This is a genomic window from Streptococcus sp. 2022WUSS135 (assembly GCF_044427045.1).
In the GTDB taxonomy this organism is placed as follows: Bacteria; Bacillota; Bacilli; order Lactobacillales; family Streptococcaceae; genus Streptococcus; species Streptococcus hashimotonensis.
On record NZ_JAOTGL010000023.1, the window covers coordinates 1 to 19,264 of the forward strand.

Here is a 19,264-nt window from a genome sequence, read left to right on the forward strand (position 1 = left end):
CAATTTTACAAGCTTTTCTGTCGAGTGAGATGCCAACTAACTCTTTACGCAGATGGATAACTTCTTTACGATTTCTAATCTTGGAAATTTCGCGTGCTACACTGCGATAAACACGCTCTATATACTCAGCACGATACTTATGTGGCTTTAATGCAGTGGGAACTTTCTTTCCATCAAAATCGTCGAGACTTAAATCTTTGGGAACATGAAACACTCTCTTTTCTCCTGCTCGTTGGAAAATAGCGACTAACCACTCTTCCTCCTCTTGACTAGTGGCCATGATTGGAGACCAGCGATCTCTGCGTCCTTTTGTGTGATGATTATGGCCGTCTAAATTTAAATACCAACGGCCATCACGTTCACGTTGCATAGCATCACCAGTGACATGGATCAATTCACTTTTGCGTAAGCCTGTTGCGGTAACAATTTTATGCCAGTAGTCGTTATTTTTGTTGGATAAACGATAGTCTTTATGCAATACACGATTGTTCATACGATTCGCACGAGTACGTGGTTGTGTAGCGATGAAATTAGTTGAGGAAACTCCGAGAACTTTGGCCAATGCTACTTTGTAGGTAGCTTGTGTATATGGACTTAAACCAATCTCTATACAATATTGTAAGTATTGATATTGATTGATAAGTTCTATCCAACCTTCCGTATCTTTTTCAACATTACCTAATGCCATTAACTGTTCTGGCGAAATGTTAATTGAAACCCATTTTGCAAAACAATGCCATGAACCTGAATAGTTATGGAGTGTACGATGAGTGTGGATTAACTCAATGCTTTCTTTTTTCCTTGCAGTCGGTTCTAACGAACCGATGTTTTGCGAACCGCGCAAAACCTGCTCGCGAAGATTACTCGCATAATAAAGTTGCAATCATCATATAAACAGATGTTCAAAATTCCAACATATTCTTGTTTATTTTTGATATAATGTAAAAAAACAACAAAGGATTAAACATGAATAAACGAGAACGACTAGAAGAAATTACACGTTTGGTAAACAAAAAAGGTACAGTTAGAATTTCTGAGATTGTTGAATTGCTAAATGTTACTGATATGACTGTTCGACGTGATTTTATAGAGTTGGAAGAGCAAGGGGTCTTAACTAAAATACACGGCGGGGCTAGAAGTAATAAGGCCTTTCAATATCGGGAATATTCCCATTCTGAGAAACACATTCAAAATAAGGAAGCCAAGCAAGAGATAGCAGAAAGGGCAGCACAACTGATAGAAGATGGAGACACGGTATTCTTAGGCCCAGGAACAACAGTTGCCTTTCTGGCTGAGGCCATTAAAAATCCTCGTCTCACTGTCATCACAAACTGTATGCCTGTTTTTACCATCTTATCACAAAAGAAGACAGAGGATTTTCAGGTCTTTCTCCTTGGAGGAGAATATCGCCAAGTGACAGAATCTTTTGTAGGAGAAATTACCAATACTAGTTTAGAAAAAATACGATTCAGCAAGATTTTCTTTTCAGGTAACGGACTTAAGGGAACTGATGTCATGACCTCTACCCTAGCCGAAGCCTATACGCAAAATATTGCCATTAAACATTCTTTAGAAAAATATCTACTGCTAGATGCCTCAAAAATTGGAAAAGATGATTTTACTTCCTTTTGTGATTTGAATGACTTAACTGCACTAGTGACAGATATGACTGCAAAGGATGAAAACTACCAATTATTACATAACCACATTGAAATTATTTCTACAAAATCATAAAGTTATCAAAACCAACAGTAAAATGTTGGTTTTTTGTTTGTATATGAAAAAAATAAACAAAAATACAACAAAATATGTTGACTTTATGTTTGTTTGGTTGTATAATTTAAACATAAAAAGCAAAAACGCTTTTTCTAAGTTTTGCAAAACAACGATTTTCTGCCACATATGGCTACAACTTTCTATTTTTGTTAGGAGATAGGTTATGACAATCATTATCGGTGCTGATCCAGCGGGCTCAAAACTAAAAGACGTTATTAAAGATTATTTACAAGAAAAATCATATGACTTTAAAGATGTCAGTGATGGAAGTGATTTTGTTGACACAACTTTGGCAGTAGTTGCAGCAGTCAATCAAGAGGAAGGAAATCTTGGTATTGTGATTGATGCTTATGGAGTTGGTCCGTTTATGACCGCAACTAAAGTCAAAGGCATGATTGCTGCAGAAGTTTCAGACGAACGTTCTGCCTATATGACAAGAGGACACAACAATTCGCGTATTATTACAATCGGTAGTGAGATTGTAGGAGAGGGAATTGCTAAAAACATCGTTAAAGGATTTGTTGAAGGTGAGTATGATGGCGGCCGTCACCAAATTCGTGTCGATATGCTAAATAAAATGTGTTAATTGTTGTAAACAAAGGAGAATAAGAGATGAAAATTGCAATCGGTTGTGACCACATTGTAACCTATGAAAAAATCGCAGTGGTAGATTATTTGAAAAATCAAGGATATGAAGTATTGGACTTTGGGACTTATGACAATGTTCGTACTCATTACCCGATCTTTGGTAAAAAAGTTGGCGAAGCTGTTGCAAGCGGACAAGCAGATTTGGGAATTTGTATCTGTGGAACAGGTGTTGGAATCAACAATGCTGTAAACAAGGTTCCAGGTGTTCGATCAGCCTTGGTTCGTGATATGACCTCTGCGCTTTATGCTAAGGAAGAGTTAAATGCCAACGTCATTGGTTTTGGTGGCAAAATTACGGGTGAGTTGCTTATGTGCGACATCATTGAAGCCTTCATTAAAGCAGAATACAAACCAACTGAAGAAAACAAACGTTTGATCGAAAAAATTGCTGCAGTTGAAACGCTCAATCAAGAGCAGGCTAATCCAGAGTTCTTTACTGAATTTCTTGAAAAGTGGGATCGTGGAGAATACCACGACTAGGAGGCTCACATGATTTTGACGATCACTTTAAATCCGTCGGTTGATATTGCCTATCAATTGGATACCTTTCAATTGGATACTGTCAATCGAGTAGAAAAAGTTCAAAAAACAGCTGGTGGTAAGGGGCTCAATGTGACACGGGTTTTGAAACAAATCGGTGAAGATGTTGTGGCTACTGGTTTTATTGGTGGTGAACTTGGAAGTTATGTAAAGAAACAACTCACTCGAAATGATATTAAAAATTCCTTTGTGGAAATTGGGAACGAAACACGTAATTGCATTGCGGTTCTTCATGATGGCAAACAGACGGAGATTTTAGAACAAGGACCAACTATTCAAGAACATGAAGCCTTGAATTTTATCGAACATCTAGAAATTATCCTGAACAATATAGATGTTGTTGTTATTTCAGGAAGTTTGCCTAAGGGACTTGCTAGTAACTATTATGTTAAGGTCATTGAACTTTGTAAAAAATGTGGTGTTGCTGTTGTTCTGGATTGTTCTGGTGAGGCGCTGAAAAACGTTTTAGAAAGCCAGCAGAAGCCGACAGTTATTAAGCCGAATACAGAAGAGTTATCACAGTTAATTGGAAAAGATGTCACGGATGATATTCAAGAATTGAAAGAAGTTCTGTCTGATCAATTATTCCAAGGAATTGATTGGATAGTCGTATCATTGGGGGCAAAGGGGGCTTTTGCCAAGCACAATGACAAGTTCTATCGTGTTAAAATTCCAAAAATAAATGTCGTCAATCCAGTAGGTTCGGGTGATTCAACCGTTGCAGGTATTGCAGCTAGTTTGAAACATGTATTACCTGATGTCGAACTACTAAAAAATGCAAACGTTTTGGGCATGTTAAATGCTCAGGAAGAACAGACAGGTTATGTCAACTTAGAACATTCAGAAGTATTGTATTCTCAAATTGAAGTCGAGGAGGTTTAAGATGGTATTAACAGCAGAAAAAAGAAAGTATATGGAAAAAGTAAGCAATGAAGCAGGAGTCATTTCAGCTCTTGCCTTCGACCAACGTGGAGCCTTGAAAAAAATGATGGCAAAACATCAGGCAGAAGAACCTACTGTGGAGCAGATGGAAGAGCTAAAAACTCTAGTTTCTGAAGAACTAACACAGTTTTCTTCTTCTATTCTTTTAGATCCTGAATTTGGCTTACCAGCTTCACGCGCCCGCGATGAACAATGTGGTTTACTTTTGGCTTATGAGAAAACTGGCTATGACACCAGCTCTACCAGTCGTTTGCCAGATTGCCTGGTAGAATGGTCTGTAAAACGACTAAAAGAAGAGGGCGCGGATGCCATTAAGTTTCTACTTTACTATGACGTTGATGGTGATCCATACGTTAATCTTCAAAAACAGGCCTATATCGAACGCTTAGGTTCAGAATGTCAGGCAGAAGGTTTGCCATTCTTCTTGGAAATTTTGAGCTACGATGAGACGATTGATGACAATGCTAGCGTTGAGTTTGCTAAAGTTAAACCTAGAAAAGTAAATGAAGCCATGAAAGTATTTTCTAACGAACGCTTTGGAGTAGATGTTCTCAAGGTAGAAGTACCTGTGAACATGAATTTTGTAGAAGGCTTTGGAACAGGGGAAGTCGTTTATACAAAAGACGAAGCAGCCGAACATTTCCGTCAACAAGAAGCATCAACTCATTTGCCATACATTTATCTAAGTGCAGGTGTTTCTGCAAAACTCTTCCAAGATACTCTAGTATTTGCACATGAAGCAGGTGCTAAATTTAATGGTGTTCTCTGCGGTCGTGCAACATGGGCAGGTGTTGTGCCAGTCTATATCGAACAAGGAGAAGAAGCAGCACGTGAATGGTTACGAACTGTTGGTCGTGAAAATATTGAGGGACTTGATGCCGTCTTGTCTCAAACAGCTACTTCTTGGTTAGAAAAATAATTGAAAAAATAACCATTTTTCTTAAAGAAAGGGTTTACATTTTCTGAGAATATGCTATAATAATCTCATCGGCAAGAATAGAGTGGATTGTAACTAATTCGATTAGGCAAGACTACAAATGGATTTGAGAGTAGGATATTCTCGGTTTGTTTGTAGTCTTTTTTTGCTTAAAAATATAGGAGGGATTTATGTTTAGGATTATACAGTCACTAAATAATAACGCTGCTCTGGTAAAAAATGAACATGGGGAACAGGCAGTCGTGATGGGATTAGGTATAACTTTTCAAAAGAAGAAAGGGGATTTAATTGTTAAGGATAAGATAGAAAACATCTTTTCGCTAAAAAATGACGAGGCCAAAGAAAATTTTCTAACTTTATTAAAAGATATTCCCTTAGATTTTATTTCTGCAACCTACACGGTTATCAATCATCTAGTAGCAACCTATCATTACCCTGTACAAGAATATCTCTATGTGACACTGACGGATCATATCTATTGTGCCTATCAGGCGGTTTTAAAGAATACCTATCAAGAAAGTAGGTTACCTAATATTTCAGCCGAATATCCCTTGGAATATAAAATGGCTCGTGAAGCCTTAGCTATGTTTCGTGAAAAGTTGTTAAAAGATTTTCCAAATGATGAGATTGGTCGAATTGCACTTCACTTAATTAATGCAAAGGGGGAGACAATTCATCCCACAAGTGAAGAACAGGACGTCAGCAAAAAAATTATAGCAGAGGTTGAACAAATCTTAACGGAGAATGGGATTAAACGCTCAAAAGAAAATAGCAATTTTTATGATCGCTTTATGATTCATCTGTCCTATTTTCTGAATTACTTAGATAGATCCCATCAGTCAAATGAATCGATTGCTAGTTTGGAACAGTATATCAAGCTCCAGAATCCAAGAGCTTACCAAATAGGTAGTCAGATTTTTGAGATGATCACATCATTGGTTGATGAACCTGTAAATGACAGTGAAAGGTTCTATATTGTGTTACATATTCAACGGTTATTGTAAATCATACTCTTCGTAAATCCAATTCAGACGTTGTTGCCTCAACTTGATGAGTGAAAAGCTCCAGTGGAGGTTTTCAGCCTGTTCCATTGAGATGAGAGGGGAACAGAGTTTTATCCGCGTTATATCGATACGAACTCGTTCGTCTTATTTCCAACCTTCAACAGTCTATTCCTAGACTGTTGAAGCTAGTCTGAATGCTATTTCCATTGAGTACATAAAAAAATAGGAGGTTCATATTATGAACAGAGAAGAAATTACGTTATTAGGTTTTGAGATTGTTGCGTTCGCTGGAGATGCACGTTCTCGATTGATGGAGGCACTGGCTGCGGCTCAAAAAGGTGATTATGCAAAAGCAGAGGAACTAGTTGAAGCTGCCAATGCTTGTATTGTTGAAGCCCATCATGCTCAGACTAGCTTGTTGCAAAAAGAAGCGGCTGGTGAGGATTTAGCCTTTAGTGTGACGCTCATGCATGGTCAAGACCATCTCATGACAACATTATTATTGAAAGATATGATGAGTCATATGATTGAACTGTACAAACGAGGTGATAAGTAATGAATAAATTGATTGAATTCATTGAGAAAGGGAAGCCTTTCTTTGAAAAGATTTCGAGAAACCCTTATTTAAGGGCTATCCGTGATGGTTTTATCGCAGCTATGCCAGTTATTTTGTTCTCAACTATCTTCCTATTGGTAGCTTTCGTGCCGAATATCTTTGGATTTACTTGGTCTGATGAAGCGGTTGCAGCCATCATGAAACCTTACGGTTACACAATGGGGATTGTAGCTGTCCTAGTTGCAGGAACGACTGCAAAATCTTTGACAGATGCTTTTAACCGTCAATTGCCAAAAACCAATCAAATCAACTTCATTTCAACCATGATTGCCTCAATTTCAGATTTCCTATTACTGGCTTCTGATGGTATTGAAGGTGGTTTTGCCAATGGTTACATGGGGACTAAGGGGCTTTTGACAGCCTTTCTAGCAGCCTTCATTACGGTTAATATCTATAAGGTCTGTGTGAAAAACAATGTCACCATTCGTATGCCAGATGAAGTTCCGCCGAACGTATCCCAGGCATTTAAAGACGTGATTCCATATGCATTGTCTATCTTTGTCTTGTATGGAATTGATCTTGCGACACGTCAACTGGTTGGAACAAACGTTGCTGAGGCTATTCTAAAATTATTTGAGCCATTATTTACAGCAGCAGATGGTTATGTTGGTATTACCATTATCTTTGGTGCCTATGCCTTGTTCTGGTTTGTAGGAATCCATGGTCCATCAATTGTTGAGCCAGCAATTGCAGCCATTACTTATGCCAATATTGAAACCAACTTCCAACTTTTGCAGGCGGGTCAACACGCTGACAAAATCCTGACTTCAGGTACTCAAATGTTTATCGTGACAATGGGTGGTACAGGTGCTACCTTGGTTGTGCCATTCATGTTTATGTGGTTGACTAAGTCTAAACGAAATAAAGCAATTGGACGTGCTTCAGTTGTTCCAACATTCTTTGGTGTAAATGAACCAATCTTGTTCGGTGCACCACTCGTACTTAACCCAGTATTCTTTGTGCCATTTATTTTAGCACCAATTGCTAACGTATGGATTTTCAAATTCTTTGTTGATACGCTAAAAATGAACAGTTTCAGCGTCTACTTACCATGGACAACTCCAGGTCCGTTAGGGATTGTCATGGGAACAAACTTTGCTCCACTTGCCTTTGCACTAGCTGTCTTGTTGGTCGTTGTCGATGTACTTATCTATTATCCATTCTTGAAAGTTTATGATGAGCAAATTCTTGCTGAGGAACAATCAGGGAAAGTTGAAAATAGCTTGAAAGAGAAAGTGGCAGCTAACTTCAATACTGCCAAAGCAGATGCTATTCTTGAAAAAGCAGCAGTCGACACCGAAATTTCTGATCAAACAAACGTTCTGGTACTTTGTGCAGGAGGCGGTACAAGTGGATTGCTTGCTAATGCTTTAACTAAAGCTGCAAAGGAATACGGAGTTCCAGTCACAGCAACAGCAGGAAGCTATGGTGCTCACCGTGAGATTTTGCCAGAGTATCAATTAGTTATCCTTGCACCTCAGGTGGCATCAAACTACGAGGACATAAAACAAGAAACTGATGCATTGGGCATTAAACTTGCCAAAACTGAAGGGGCTCAATACATTAAACTCACACGTGACGGTCAAGGGGCACTTGACTTTGTCAAACAACAGTTCTAGAACCTGTATTCACAGTTCAGCACTTCCATCTAAGGCTAGATTTTCAGCTACTCATCGTTAGTTTTTTTCAAAATACAGTCAGTATTCCCTCAAAAAACTGCCTTGATTAGCGAAAAACTATCTCTTATATACAAGCACTTCACTTGTGAATACAAGTTCTTAATCAAAAGGGGAGGGAGTAATAAATCTCCAACTCCTCCCCCTTTATTTATTTTTGATAGAAGAAGGTAGGCATATGGTTAAAACATTACCAAAAGATTTTATATTTGGTGGAGCAACTGCTGCATATCAAGCAGAGGGTGCCACAAAGACAGATGGAAAAGGTCGTGTTGCATGGGATAAGTATCTAGAAGATAATTACTGGTACACTGCGGAACCAGCTTCTGATTTTTATAATCGTTATCCAGTTGATTTAGAACTAAGTGAACAATTTGGGGTAAACGGCATTCGTATTTCAATTGCTTGGTCTCGTATCTTCCCAACAGGCTTTGGAGAAGTGAGTCCAAAGGGAGTAGAGTTTTACCATAAATTATTTGCGGAATGTCATAAACGTCACGTAGAACCATTTGTAACGCTTCACCATTTTGATACACCAGAAACGCTCCATTCTAATGGTGACTTTCTAAATCGTGATAACATTGAACACTTTGTCAATTACGCAGCGTTTTGCTTCAAAGAATTTCCTGAAGTTAATTACTGGACAACCTTTAATGAAATCGGTCCAATTGGTGACGGTCAGTATCTTGTTGGGAAGTTCCCACCAGGTATTCAGTATGATCTTTCTAAAGTATTCCAATCTCATCACAATATGATGGTTTCACATGCCAAGGCAGTTAAGCTCTACAAGGATGCTGGTTATAGTGGAGAAATTGGTGTTGTACATGCATTGCCAACGAAATATCCTTATGATCCAACCAATCCAGATGATGTCAGTGCAGCGGAACTTGAAGATATTATTCACAATAAATTTATCCTAGATGCTACATACTTGGGTTACTATTCTGAAAAAACACTTGAAGGTGTTCGCCATATTCTGAAAGTTAATGGTGGGGAATTAGACCTTCGTGATGAAGACTTTGCTGCCTTAGATGCTGCAAAAGATTTGAACGACTTCTTAGGAATCAATTACTATATGAGTGATTGGATGAGAGCTCATGATGGAGAAACGGAAATTATCCATAATGGTAAGGGTGAAAAGGGAAGTTCTAAGTATCAAATCAAAGGAGTTGGTCGTAGAGAGTCCCCAGTTGATATTCCAAAAACGGACTGGGATTGGATTATCTATCCGCAAGGTCTTTATGACCAAATTATGCGTGTGAAAAATGACTATCCAAACTATAAGAAAATCTACATCACTGAAAATGGTCTAGGTTATAAAGATGAATTTGTAGATGGTACAGTCTATGACGATGGTCGAATTGATTATGTGAAAAAGCATTTAGAAGTGATTTCAGATGCTATCTCAGATGGTGCCAATGTTAAAGGGTATTTTATCTGGTCCTTGATGGATGTATTTTCTTGGTCAAATGGTTACGAGAAACGATATGGATTGTTCTATGTTGACTTTGAGACCCAAGAACGCTATCCAAAGAAAAGTGCTTATTGGTATAAAAAAGTAGCAGAAACACAGGTTATTGAATAAAAATAATACAAGGATGCCTAGCTCAAGTTAGCATCCTTGTTTTCATATAAGGGAGGCAGCTTTTATGCTCGAATTAAAAAATGAGAACTTAACAGTACAATTTTCTGAATTAGGTGGGCAAATTACTTCGATAAAAGACAATGATGGTGTCGAGTATCTTTGGCAAGGAGATCCGACCTATTGGAGCGGTCAAGCACTAGTTCTATTTCCGATTTGTGGAAGTTTACGAAATGATTGGGCTATCTATGAACCTGCAGAAAGACCGACATTTACAGGCACAATTCCAAGGCATGGACTTGTGCGAAAAATGATGTTCAAAAATGTAAGAACAACTGAAAATTCTGTGGAATTTTCTATTTCATCAAATGAGGAAACCGTAAAAAATTACCCATTTGAATTTGAACTTTCCATTAACTACTCACTACTTGGCAATACAATCCGAACTGAATATCGGGTGAAAAATCTTGAAGGACATAGAAAGCTACCTTACTTTATTGGGGGTCATCCAGGTTTTAATTGTCTTTTGTTGGATGGTGAGAGTTATGAAGACTATTATTTAGAATTTGAAAAAGTAGAATCTTGTACAGTTCCAAGAAGTTTTCCAGAAACTGGCTTACTTGATCTACGAGATCGCCGTCCATTCTTGGAAAATCAAAAGACCTTGGACTTGTCCTATCAACTGTTTGAACATGATGCCGTAACATTGGATCAATTAGCATCGCGAAAGGTAACCTTGAAATCTAAAAATCATCAGAAGACTCTTTCGATTGCGTTTGATGATTTTCCATATTTAGTGATTTGGTCAACTACAAATCAGAGTCCCTTTATCGCTTTAGAGCCATGGAGCGGACTCTCTACTTCACTGGAAGAATCTGACATATTCAATGCCAAACGAAATATTAGTCACGTCGCTCCAAAAGAAGTTGATACAAAATATTTTGATATTATTATTGAGTAAATACCATAGTTAAGTAATTTAAATATTCTACGGAAAACACTCAAAAACCCCACTGGCTGAATAATGAACAGCTCCCTGTCAAGTGGACAATGAAATAATAAAAGATTAGGCGACGGCCTTGTTCCTCATTTCAAGAGGGGCAAGGCCGTTGTTGCGTTCTTGAAATCGTTGATGATTATAAAAATAGATGTAGGCATCAATATCTGAAACTAGCTCCTCAAAGGTCTTATACTTCTTCAAATCATAGCACTCCGTCTTAAAGTGCCCAAAGAGACTCTCAATTGGTGCATTGTCAATACACTTACCAACACGAGACATAGAGCGTGTCATCTGATACTGAGTCGTCAGACGGTAATAATCTTTCGAAGTATATTGTGATCCTCGGTCGCTGTGAATCAATGGTGTCGCCTCAGGATTAGCTTTTCGGGCTTTACGAAGTGTTTCGAATACCAATTCATTATCATTAAACTGACCAACCACATAAGCGACAATTGAGCCGTCGTAAAGGTCCTTAATAGCACTCAAATAGACCTTACAACTGAGATCGTACTTCAAGAAAGTCACATCTGTACACCATTTCTGATTGGGGGCAGTAGCTGTAAAATCACGATTGAGAATGTTGTCTTCTACGTTGACAAAGCTGGTCTTGGTACAGTAGCCCTTAGCTCTTCTGATAATGGAACGAATGCCTAAAATGTGCATCAATCGTCGAATCCGTTTCTTGTTGTAGCTTGTTCCAAGCTTGCGATTGACAAATAGCGTCATACGACGATAACCGAGGATTGGTATTCTATACTATTATTTTGAGGTGATAGAAATTAAGTCCATATATACAGATTGTATCGAGTTATATAATACTTTATATGGAGATAATCAGCAACAAGTCGAACTTCCTAAAAGAGAAATAATTTTGAAAAGATTTTTTCTTGAAGAATAACTCGTATTGATTAGTTTTTTTGTCTTCTTATATCGATAAATTTATAAAATACTTGACCTATCATTTTGAATTTGATTAATAAATTATCCATCTATAAGATAAAGTAGGTCAAATTAGTTTGACCTACTGATGACTAGTCTATTTTATGGTGTTAATTGGTGTCGATTTTATCCAAATCAGAGGATTTTAGTCCATTTTTATGGAAGTTTCATTTTCGTAAATGTTGATATAACGGGATTTGTAAGGGGTGAGAATTCTTCGTTTTCAATAGCAAAATTCTCTAAAAATCAGGGAGGTTATTCGATGTTAGAAATAAAACGATTCTCCTTTCTAGAAAATCGGTAACCGCAATGTTGACAACGATAATAAGTCCGATCAGCTTCATAGAGCATTGCAAACATAGCTCCCTCTATGCCATTGATTGCATGACCAATCATACCGGCTTTACGAGAATATCTTTTTTGTGTTGGAACGTAAGTTTGCAGTTTTATTGACTTACATTTTGGACATTTGAGCGCTTGTTTAGTGTCCATATTATTAGGATGGCATCTGCGATAGATGCTGTAAGAGATTATTAGTACTATGAGGATAATCGGACCGATATATTCTATTAAGGTATTCATAATCTTATTGTAAATCTTGTCCTTATTTTATTCAAGGAAAATGAATATTATTTTTCTAGAATAACTGATTCTATGGCTATAGTTGTTAACTATACATATCTCTAATATTTAAGTATTAGTCAAGATGGTAAAAATGAGGTAGAATACTGAAAAAGACCAAAGGAGTACCTTTATGACTAGAGAATTTTCATTTGAAACCCTTCAACTCCATGCTGGACAAGAAGTTGATTCTGCTTCAAAATCACGTGCTGTACCCATCTATCAAACTACTTCCTATGTTTTTGAAGACGCTCAAGAAGCAGAAGATTTATTTGCCTTGCGTAAATCAGGGAATATCTATACTCGTATCACTAATCCGACGGTCTCTACTTTTGAAAATCGTGTGGCAGCTTTAGAAGGTGGTATTGGTGCCTTGGCCACTTCTTCAGGAATGGCAGCTATCACATACACTATTCTAGCATTAGCACATGCTGGCGATCACATTGTGGCGGCAACGACACTCTATGGTGGGACTTTTAACCTATTCAAAGAAACCCTTCCTCGCTATGGTATTACAACAAGCTTTGTAGATATTGATGACTTTGAAGCAGTAGAAGCTGCCATTCAAGATAATACAAAACTTGTATTTATTGAAACCTTGGGAAATCCTGTTATCGATATTCCTGATCTTGAAAAATTGGCAGAAATTGCACACACCCACCACATCCCGCTTGTTTCAGATAATACCTTCGCAACTCCATATTTGATTAATGTATTTTCTCATGGTGTTGATATTGCCGTCCATTCAGCAACCAAGTTTATCGGTGGGCATGGTACGACCATTGGCGGTGTGATTGTCGATAGCGGTAAGTTTGATTGGGCGGCATCTGGTAAGTTTCCGCAATTTGTTGAAGAAGATCCAAGCTATCATAACATTAGTTATACTCGTGATATTGGTGCAGCTGCATTTATTGTAGCAGTTCGTGTACAATTACTTCGTGATACAGGTGCTGCCCTTTCTCCATTCAACGCCTTCTTGCTTTTGCAAGGGTTAGAAACCTTGTCTCTCCGTGTAGAGCGTCATGTATCTAATGCTGAAAAAATTGTTGACTTTTTACTTAGTCATCCTCAGGTAGAGTCGGTCAATTATCCATCACTTCCAGATAGTCCTTATAAGCCTTTGGCGGATAAATACCTACCTAAGGGAGTTGGCTCTATTTTCTCTTTCCAAGTAAAAGGCGGAGCAGAAGAAGCGCGTAAGGTCATTGATAGTTTGGAAATCTTTTCCAATTTAGCAAACGTTGCCGATGCTAAATCACTAGTAGTTCATCCAGCTACAACCACGCATGCTCAGTTAGCTTCAGAAGATTTACTTGCTGCTGGGGTCACACCAAATCAAATCCGCCTATCCATCGGACTTGAAAATGTCAATGATTTGATTGAGGACTTACAGCTTGCTCTCGATAAACTATAAGCTATAAAGCGAATACATTCGAAATACTATTAGAAAAGGAAATTTTGCGTGTGTGCTATTTTCCTTTTTTATATCTGTTCCAGTTCTTCCAGTCCATTCTCAGTTAGTCGGTAGATTCTTTGACAAACTTCTTTCAAAAAACGTCTGTCGTGTGATACACATACCAAGCCACCTGGATAATCGGCAAATAGTTGACGAATATGAGGCTGAGAAGTAGGAGAGAAGTTTCGACTGGGTTCATCTAATAAGAGAAAATTGGCTTGATCAAGAACCATTTTTAACAAGAGTAACTTGGCTTTTTGTCCCCCTGAAAGTTCACAGATCCTGTGATGAACTTCTTGTCGTGTAAACTGCAGACTGGCTAGATGTGTCAAGATTAGTTGTTCCTGCTCACGATTGATATTTTCTAATAAAAAATCAAGTGGAGTTTTAGACTCATCAAGGACTTCTGTATAGTGCTGGGGCATGTAGCCCAAGTTTATATCTGCTCGTTGCCTGAGTTTCTGATAGATGATCTTTAGAAAGCTGGATTTACCTATTCCATTTTGTCCAATGATGCCAATTTTCTCTTGTCCATTTAAGTTGAAATGGATATTTTGAACTAATTGTCGCCCTCCAATGTTCAATTGGAAGTTTTCTAAGTGAAGCACTTGTTTTCTAGCTGGTAGTGGTGAAATGTCTGAGAAGAAGAGGGAAATGGCATCTTCATGAAAAGGAACTTGTGTAAGATTTTCCTTCATTCTTTCATAGCGTTTTTCACGTGATAAGACATTCTTCATTTTCTTGGCTATGAGCCGTCCTAGTGTGGCATCATGGGTGTTGAGCAAGGTATGACGAACCTGTGATTTTTGACGTAGGTGCCTATTCATAGCTTTGTCAAATTCTTTTTTGTCGTTCCGAGCTTGTTGGACTTGTTTCTGATAGGCTTGTTGGCGTTCCAATGCGTAATCCTGGTAGTCCAGTTCTTCAACCTTGGTTTGAGCAAGTGTTTTCTTCTTAACAGATTCCAGGTGAATGATTTTTGTAGCTGTTTTACTGAGGAAGTCTTCATCATGAGAAACAAATAGAATGGTGTTAGGGCTCGTGATGATATAGTTTTCAAGCCAAAGTAAGGTATCTAAATCCAAGTCATTGGATGGCTCATCCAGAAAAATAATATCAGATGGAGTTGCTAGAGATTTGATTAACTGAATTTTTAATTTTTCGCCACCTGACAGGCTTCCAATCAATTGTTGACTGGAAAATCGCTCGCTGTCAAACTGGAGCTGGTCAGCATAGAGGTAGAGTAGGCCGTAATCAATGTCGCTGTCTAAGTCAGCGAAGAAGTAGTCGTTCAAGGTTAGCTCTGCTATTTCCAGTGGAAGACTTTGGGGAATATAGATTGGTGAATGAAAATATCGGTGAATACTGCCTGATTGAAGCAGGTAGTTGGCGACAAGTGTTGAATCCATCAAGGTTAGTAATAGACTGGATTTTCCATTTCCTTCTTCGCCGATGATGGCTATTTTATCGCCAGGGTTAACAATGAGGTTTAGGTCCTGAACTAGATTTCGCAAATCTTTTTGATGGTCGAGGGTTAGGTGTTGAGTGGCTAGTAGCATAAGGCCTCCTTTACAAGAAAAAACACACTACCTATTTAGTAGTGTGTCGAAATCTGCTCAAAAAGACCCTATTCAAGGAATAGAGGGAACAGAAAAATGGACGCAAGAAAACTACTAAATAAGTATAGAACTTAAATTGAGTTTACTTGTTATTGTCCATTTCTCCTTACCTCGCATACTTTATTTATTTTAATATAGCATATCGATAGAATCTTGTCAATCAGCGTGCTATAATATTCATAGATTTTGATAGAGATATATGTTAAAATGAACTTATTGTAAATGAGAGAGGATTCGAAATGGCAATCACTGGAATTGAGCAAGCAGATATTTTAGAAATAGACAAACAAGTCCGTTTACGTCGGTATGATGGTCAGCATGATTTTGCTTTTGAATGGCACCAAGATCTAGAATTGGTCTGGCTGATTGATGGTGATCAAGAACGTTATAGTCTTGACTTGCTCAATCGTATGTATGATTATTTGTCTAAAAATGGCGAATGTTACTTTATTGAAATTTTTGAAGACGATCAGTTTATCCCAATTGGTGATGTGACGCTGTTTGCAGATGATTTTGCCATTGCCATTGGAGATAAGCGGTATTGGAAAAAGGGAATCGGGACTAAGGTGTTACATCGAATGGTAGAACGTGCAAGGGAGCTTGGCTTTGTGGAAATACTTGTCGAAGAAATTTACGATTGGAATCTTGGTTCACGAAAGCTGTTTGAGAAATGTGGTTTTGAAGTTGTAGAGAAGACTAAGAAAGGGTGGTCTTACAAAAAGATGTTATAGGTATTAATTGTGAGATGTTAAAAAGCCTCTGACACACTTGGTCAAAGGCTTTTTGTATTTTTACACGTTCAATACCTTATCTAGGAAGTCTTGTAAACGTGGATGTTGTGGGTTGTCGAATATTTGTTCTGGTGTACCATCTTCAAGGAACTCGCCGCCATCCGTGAAGATAACGCGGTTAGCAACCTTGCGGGCGAAGCCCATCTCGTGTGTGACGATCAACATGGTCATACCTTGCTCAGCCAAGTCTTTCATAACGTTGAGTACATCGCCGACCATTTCAGGGTCAAGGGCAGAAGTTGGTTCGTCAAAGAGCATGATGTCTGGGTTCATAGCGAGGGCACGAGCGATGGCAACACGTTGCTTCTGACCACCTGAAAGGCTGTCTGGCATAGCGTCGCGTTTGTCTGCCAATCCAACTTTTTCCAATAATTCCATGCCGACTTTTTCAGCTTCAGATTTGTCCATCAATTTGTGTTCGATTGGTGCAAATGTGATGTTATCAAGTACAGACATATGTGGGAAGAGGTTGAAGTGTTGGAATACCATTCCGACATTTGAACGGAAGGCGTCAACATCTGTCTTAGGATCGGTTAAGTCATATCCATCGACTGTTACTTGACCACTTGTAATGGTCTCAAGTAAGTTCATTGTACGAAGGAAGGTTGATTTACCTGAACCAGAAGGGCCGATGATACAAACAACATCACCTTCATAGAACTTAGCAGTAATACCTTTGAGGACCTCGTTTTTTCCATAAGACTTGTGTAAGTCATGGACGTTGATTTTTAATTGAGCCATTATTTGCCTCCTTTTTCGAGTTTGCGTGCTAAGCGAGTCAAGAGTGTGATAACTACCAAGTAGATGATGGCAAGAATTGCGTACATACGGAAGGATTGGTAGTTACGTGCAATAATGATTTTACCTGCTTGGAAGAGTTCTACCAAACCAATCGCAGAAATGATAGTAGTATCTTTCAGAGTAATAACAAACTGGTTGATAAAGTTAGGCAACATAATTTTACCAGCTTGAGGTAGGATAATCTTACGCATGGTTGTTCCGTAAGAGATACCCAAACTGCGAGATGCTTCCATCTGACCAGCTGGAACTGCCTGAATACCACCACGAACAATCTCAGCAATATAGGCACCAGAGTTGAGGGATAGGGCAATCGTACCAGCGACAAAGTCATTGATTGGAGATTGTTGACCAGTAATCGACTCGATTAAGTTTGGAATACCCCAGAAGATGAATGCAGCGACAATCATGAGCGGAATACCACGAACAACATCTACAAAAACAGATGAAGTAACACGGAGTGCTTTAACTGGGCTGACTGCAAACATACCGAAGATAATACCGATGACAATTGCAATAGCAAATGATAGAAGGGCAAGTCCAATTGTGATACCAAGACCTGAGAGCAGCTGACCGTAGTTGTTTTTCAAAAGACCAACAATCGTTGTCTCATCAACAGTTGAAGTTGTTGCGCCTGCTTCTTCAGTTGAGTTGAAATACTTATTAAGGATTTCATCATACTTGCCTGATTCAACCAAGGCAGCTAAACCGTTGTTAAACATTTCAATCAATTCTGGGTTGGCACCTTTTTTAACGGCAAATCCGTATTCACCTGATTTTTCGCCAGGGATTGGTGTTGCAAAGTCGCGACCTTGTTGGATGGCATATAGAAGAACGGCTTCGTCATCCATAAGAGCATCGATAGAACCAGAGTTTAAACTGTCATACATACTTGAAGCTTCGTCGAAGGCTTTTAGGGTGTAACCATATTTTGCCTTGTTTTCTTCTAAGAAGCTATATGAAGCAGTACCGTTTTTAGCCCCAACAGTTTTCCCTTTTAAGTCTTCGTAAGAAGCGATGTTACTACCATTTTTAACAGCTAATAGGATGTTTGAAGTATAGTAGGCGTTTGAGAAGTCGAAGATTTCCTTACGAGCATCTGTGATAGACATACCTGCAATAACTGCATCAGCTTGTCCAGCTTGAACAGCATTTAGTGCAGCGTCGAAACCAGGGTTTTGAATGGTAATAGTAAATCCTTGTTGTTCAGCGATTGCCTTGATTAATTCCATGTCAATACCGACATAGTTACCTGATTCATCTTGGTATTCAAATGGAGCAAAAGAAGAATCTGCCACAATTGTGTAGCTTGATTTGACAGGTGTTGCTTTAGCTGATGCGTTTCCTGTTAAGCTTAAACGAGATGAGTAGTCGGCACTTTCGGTAGAAGTGGTAGAAGCTCCCAACCATTTGTTCATGATTGTTTCGTAGGTACCATCCTTTTTCATCTCAGCTAAAGCTTTGTTAAAGTCTTCAACAAGATATTCATATTGGCTACCTTTTTTGACAGAGAAACCGAATGAACCGATGGCTTCGCCGTCAATATCAATGCTTAGATCTTGACCTTGTTGAATAGCGTACTGAATAACCGCTTCGTCGTCCATTACAGCATCAACAGCACCAGCAGAAAGGCTATTATACATCAAATCGCCAGTATCAAAAGTTTTTACGTTGTATCCGTACTTGTCTTTGTTTTCTTCTAGGAAGTTTTGGGCTGCGGTACCGTTTTTGACACCGACAGTCTTGCCTTTAAGGTCCTTATATGAAGAGATGGTATTTGCCTTTGTGGTAGCGATAACGATTTTGGTGTCGAAGTAAGGGTCTGAGAAAGTAAATACTTTCTTACGTGCTTCGGTGATAGTTGTACCTGCCATTAGGGCGTCCGCAGATCCAGCCTGTACAGCGTTGACAGCTGCATCAAATCCTGGAAAGCTTTGATTCATGGTCCAACCTGAGCGCTTGGCTACTTCGTTGATGATGTCAACATCTAATCCTTTATAAATTTGATCTGAGTCTTTAAACTCGAATGGGGCGTAAGCATTGTCAAATACGACATCAATAGTATCGTCAGCTTTAACGCCAGTAAAAATAAAGAATACTGGCAGAATGCTTGCCAATAACATGAGTAGTTTTTTCTTCATTTCCATACTCCTTCTATTATAAAATAACTGCCCTAGTATATCATATTCTGAAAATTAATGCAAAATCGAGGTTTTTGCAATGTTAGATTTTCTGACATACAAAGTCATTAAAATGTGAGAAAATTTAATATTTTGGACATGGTCGTGAATGGTTTAGAATGTTTCTCCATTAGTCGAA

At 38.5% G+C, this 19,264-nt stretch carries 17 protein-coding genes and 1 pseudogene; 12 read left to right on the forward strand and 6 right to left on the reverse strand.

The annotated features are described in order from the left end of the window. Positions 1-688, reverse strand: a 688-nt coding sequence (locus ODU45_RS07565; RefSeq protein ID WP_398581080.1) for a hypothetical protein, incomplete at its 3' end; no start/stop codon positions are given. 278 nt (positions 689-966) lie between these two features. Between ODU45_RS07565 and ODU45_RS07570 the strand changes: the two genes are divergently transcribed. The 10 genes from ODU45_RS07570 to ODU45_RS07615 all read left to right on the forward strand — a co-directional run bounded on the left by ODU45_RS07570 (position 967) and on the right by ODU45_RS07615 (position 10,682). Further along, on the forward strand, positions 967-1,734 hold the full coding sequence (locus tag ODU45_RS07570) for a DeoR/GlpR family DNA-binding transcription regulator (protein ID WP_398581067.1): 768 nt from the start codon (positions 967-969) through the stop codon (positions 1,732-1,734). Between the two features lie 205 nt (positions 1,735-1,939). Further along, a complete protein-coding gene (lacA, locus tag ODU45_RS07575) occupies positions 1,940-2,362 on the forward strand; it encodes a galactose-6-phosphate isomerase subunit LacA (protein WP_024384734.1) in 423 nt (140 codons plus the stop codon). Positions 2,363-2,388: 26 nt separating this feature from the next. Then, on the forward strand, positions 2,389-2,904 hold the full coding sequence (lacB, locus tag ODU45_RS07580) for a galactose-6-phosphate isomerase subunit LacB (RefSeq protein ID WP_018031055.1): 516 nt from the start codon (positions 2,389-2,391) through the stop codon (positions 2,902-2,904). A gap of 9 nt (positions 2,905-2,913) precedes the next feature. Further along, complete coding sequence (locus ODU45_RS07585) at positions 2,914-3,846, forward strand: tagatose-6-phosphate kinase (RefSeq protein ID WP_398581068.1); 933 nt, start codon at positions 2,914-2,916, stop codon at positions 3,844-3,846. Between the two features lies 1 nt (position 3,847). Then, entirely contained in the window at positions 3,848-4,825 is a 978-nt protein-coding gene (lacD, locus tag ODU45_RS07590) for a tagatose-bisphosphate aldolase (RefSeq protein ID WP_398581069.1), read from the forward strand. A gap of 188 nt (positions 4,826-5,013) precedes the next feature. After that, positions 5,014-5,847, forward strand: a complete 834-nt coding sequence (locus ODU45_RS07595) for a PRD domain-containing protein (RefSeq protein WP_398581070.1) — start codon at positions 5,014-5,016, stop codon at positions 5,845-5,847. A 238-nt stretch (positions 5,848-6,085) separates the two neighbouring features. Continuing rightward, positions 6,086-6,403 (forward strand): PTS lactose/cellobiose transporter subunit IIA, encoded by a 318-nt coding sequence (locus tag ODU45_RS07600; RefSeq protein ID WP_003048451.1) that lies wholly within the window; start codon positions 6,086-6,088, stop codon positions 6,401-6,403. Then, a complete protein-coding gene (locus ODU45_RS07605; RefSeq protein WP_398581071.1) occupies positions 6,403-8,082 on the forward strand; it encodes a lactose-specific PTS transporter subunit EIIC in 1,680 nt (559 codons plus the stop codon). The genes ODU45_RS07600 and ODU45_RS07605 overlap by 1 nt, the downstream gene beginning before the upstream one ends. Before the next feature lie 235 nt (positions 8,083-8,317). Beyond that, positions 8,318-9,724 carry a 6-phospho-beta-galactosidase gene (gene lacG, locus ODU45_RS07610; RefSeq protein WP_398581072.1) on the forward strand — a complete coding sequence of 469 codons (1,407 nt, stop codon included), beginning with the start codon at positions 8,318-8,320 and terminating at the stop codon, positions 9,722-9,724. Positions 9,725-9,788: 64 nt separating this feature from the next. Then, positions 9,789-10,682, forward strand: coding sequence for an aldose 1-epimerase family protein (locus ODU45_RS07615; protein ID WP_398581073.1), 894 nt, complete (start codon positions 9,789-9,791; stop codon positions 10,680-10,682). A 105-nt stretch (positions 10,683-10,787) separates the two neighbouring features. Here ODU45_RS07615 and ODU45_RS07620 read toward each other — a convergent pair. Continuing rightward, positions 10,788-11,465 (reverse strand): annotated as a pseudogene (locus ODU45_RS07620) (IS3 family transposase); the annotation flags it as partial. Positions 11,466-11,915: 450 nt separating this feature from the next. Continuing rightward, positions 11,916-12,152, reverse strand: a complete 237-nt coding sequence (locus ODU45_RS07625) for a hypothetical protein (protein ID WP_032515138.1) — start codon at positions 12,150-12,152, stop codon at positions 11,916-11,918. Between the two features lie 262 nt (positions 12,153-12,414). Here ODU45_RS07625 and ODU45_RS07630 point away from each other — a divergent pair, with 262 nt between their 5' ends. After that, a complete protein-coding gene (locus ODU45_RS07630; RefSeq protein WP_398581074.1) occupies positions 12,415-13,695 on the forward strand; it encodes an O-acetylhomoserine aminocarboxypropyltransferase/cysteine synthase family protein in 1,281 nt (426 codons plus the stop codon). A gap of 68 nt (positions 13,696-13,763) precedes the next feature. Here ODU45_RS07630 and ODU45_RS07635 read toward each other — a convergent pair whose 3' ends face one another. Next, positions 13,764-15,296 (reverse strand): ATP-binding cassette domain-containing protein, encoded by a 1,533-nt coding sequence (locus tag ODU45_RS07635; protein WP_398581075.1) that lies wholly within the window; start codon positions 15,294-15,296, stop codon positions 13,764-13,766. Between the two features lie 299 nt (positions 15,297-15,595). Between ODU45_RS07635 and ODU45_RS07640 the strand changes: the two genes are divergently transcribed. Next, positions 15,596-16,087 (forward strand): GNAT family N-acetyltransferase, encoded by a 492-nt coding sequence (locus ODU45_RS07640; RefSeq protein WP_398581076.1) that lies wholly within the window; start codon positions 15,596-15,598, stop codon positions 16,085-16,087. 60 nt (positions 16,088-16,147) lie between these two features. Here the strand turns inward: ODU45_RS07640 and ODU45_RS07645 are convergent, their stop codons facing one another. Together ODU45_RS07645 and ODU45_RS07650 are read right to left on the reverse strand one after the other, a co-directional pair. Further along, the gene (locus tag ODU45_RS07645; RefSeq protein ID WP_002940438.1) at positions 16,148-16,888 is read right to left on the reverse strand and encodes an amino acid ABC transporter ATP-binding protein; all 741 of its coding nucleotides are present in this window, start codon (positions 16,886-16,888) and stop codon (positions 16,148-16,150) included. Further along, complete coding sequence (locus ODU45_RS07650) at positions 16,888-19,086, reverse strand: ABC transporter substrate-binding protein/permease (protein WP_398581077.1); 2,199 nt, start codon at positions 19,084-19,086, stop codon at positions 16,888-16,890. The genes ODU45_RS07645 and ODU45_RS07650 overlap by 1 nt, the downstream gene beginning before the upstream one ends. Between the last annotated feature and the right edge of the window lie 178 nt (positions 19,087-19,264).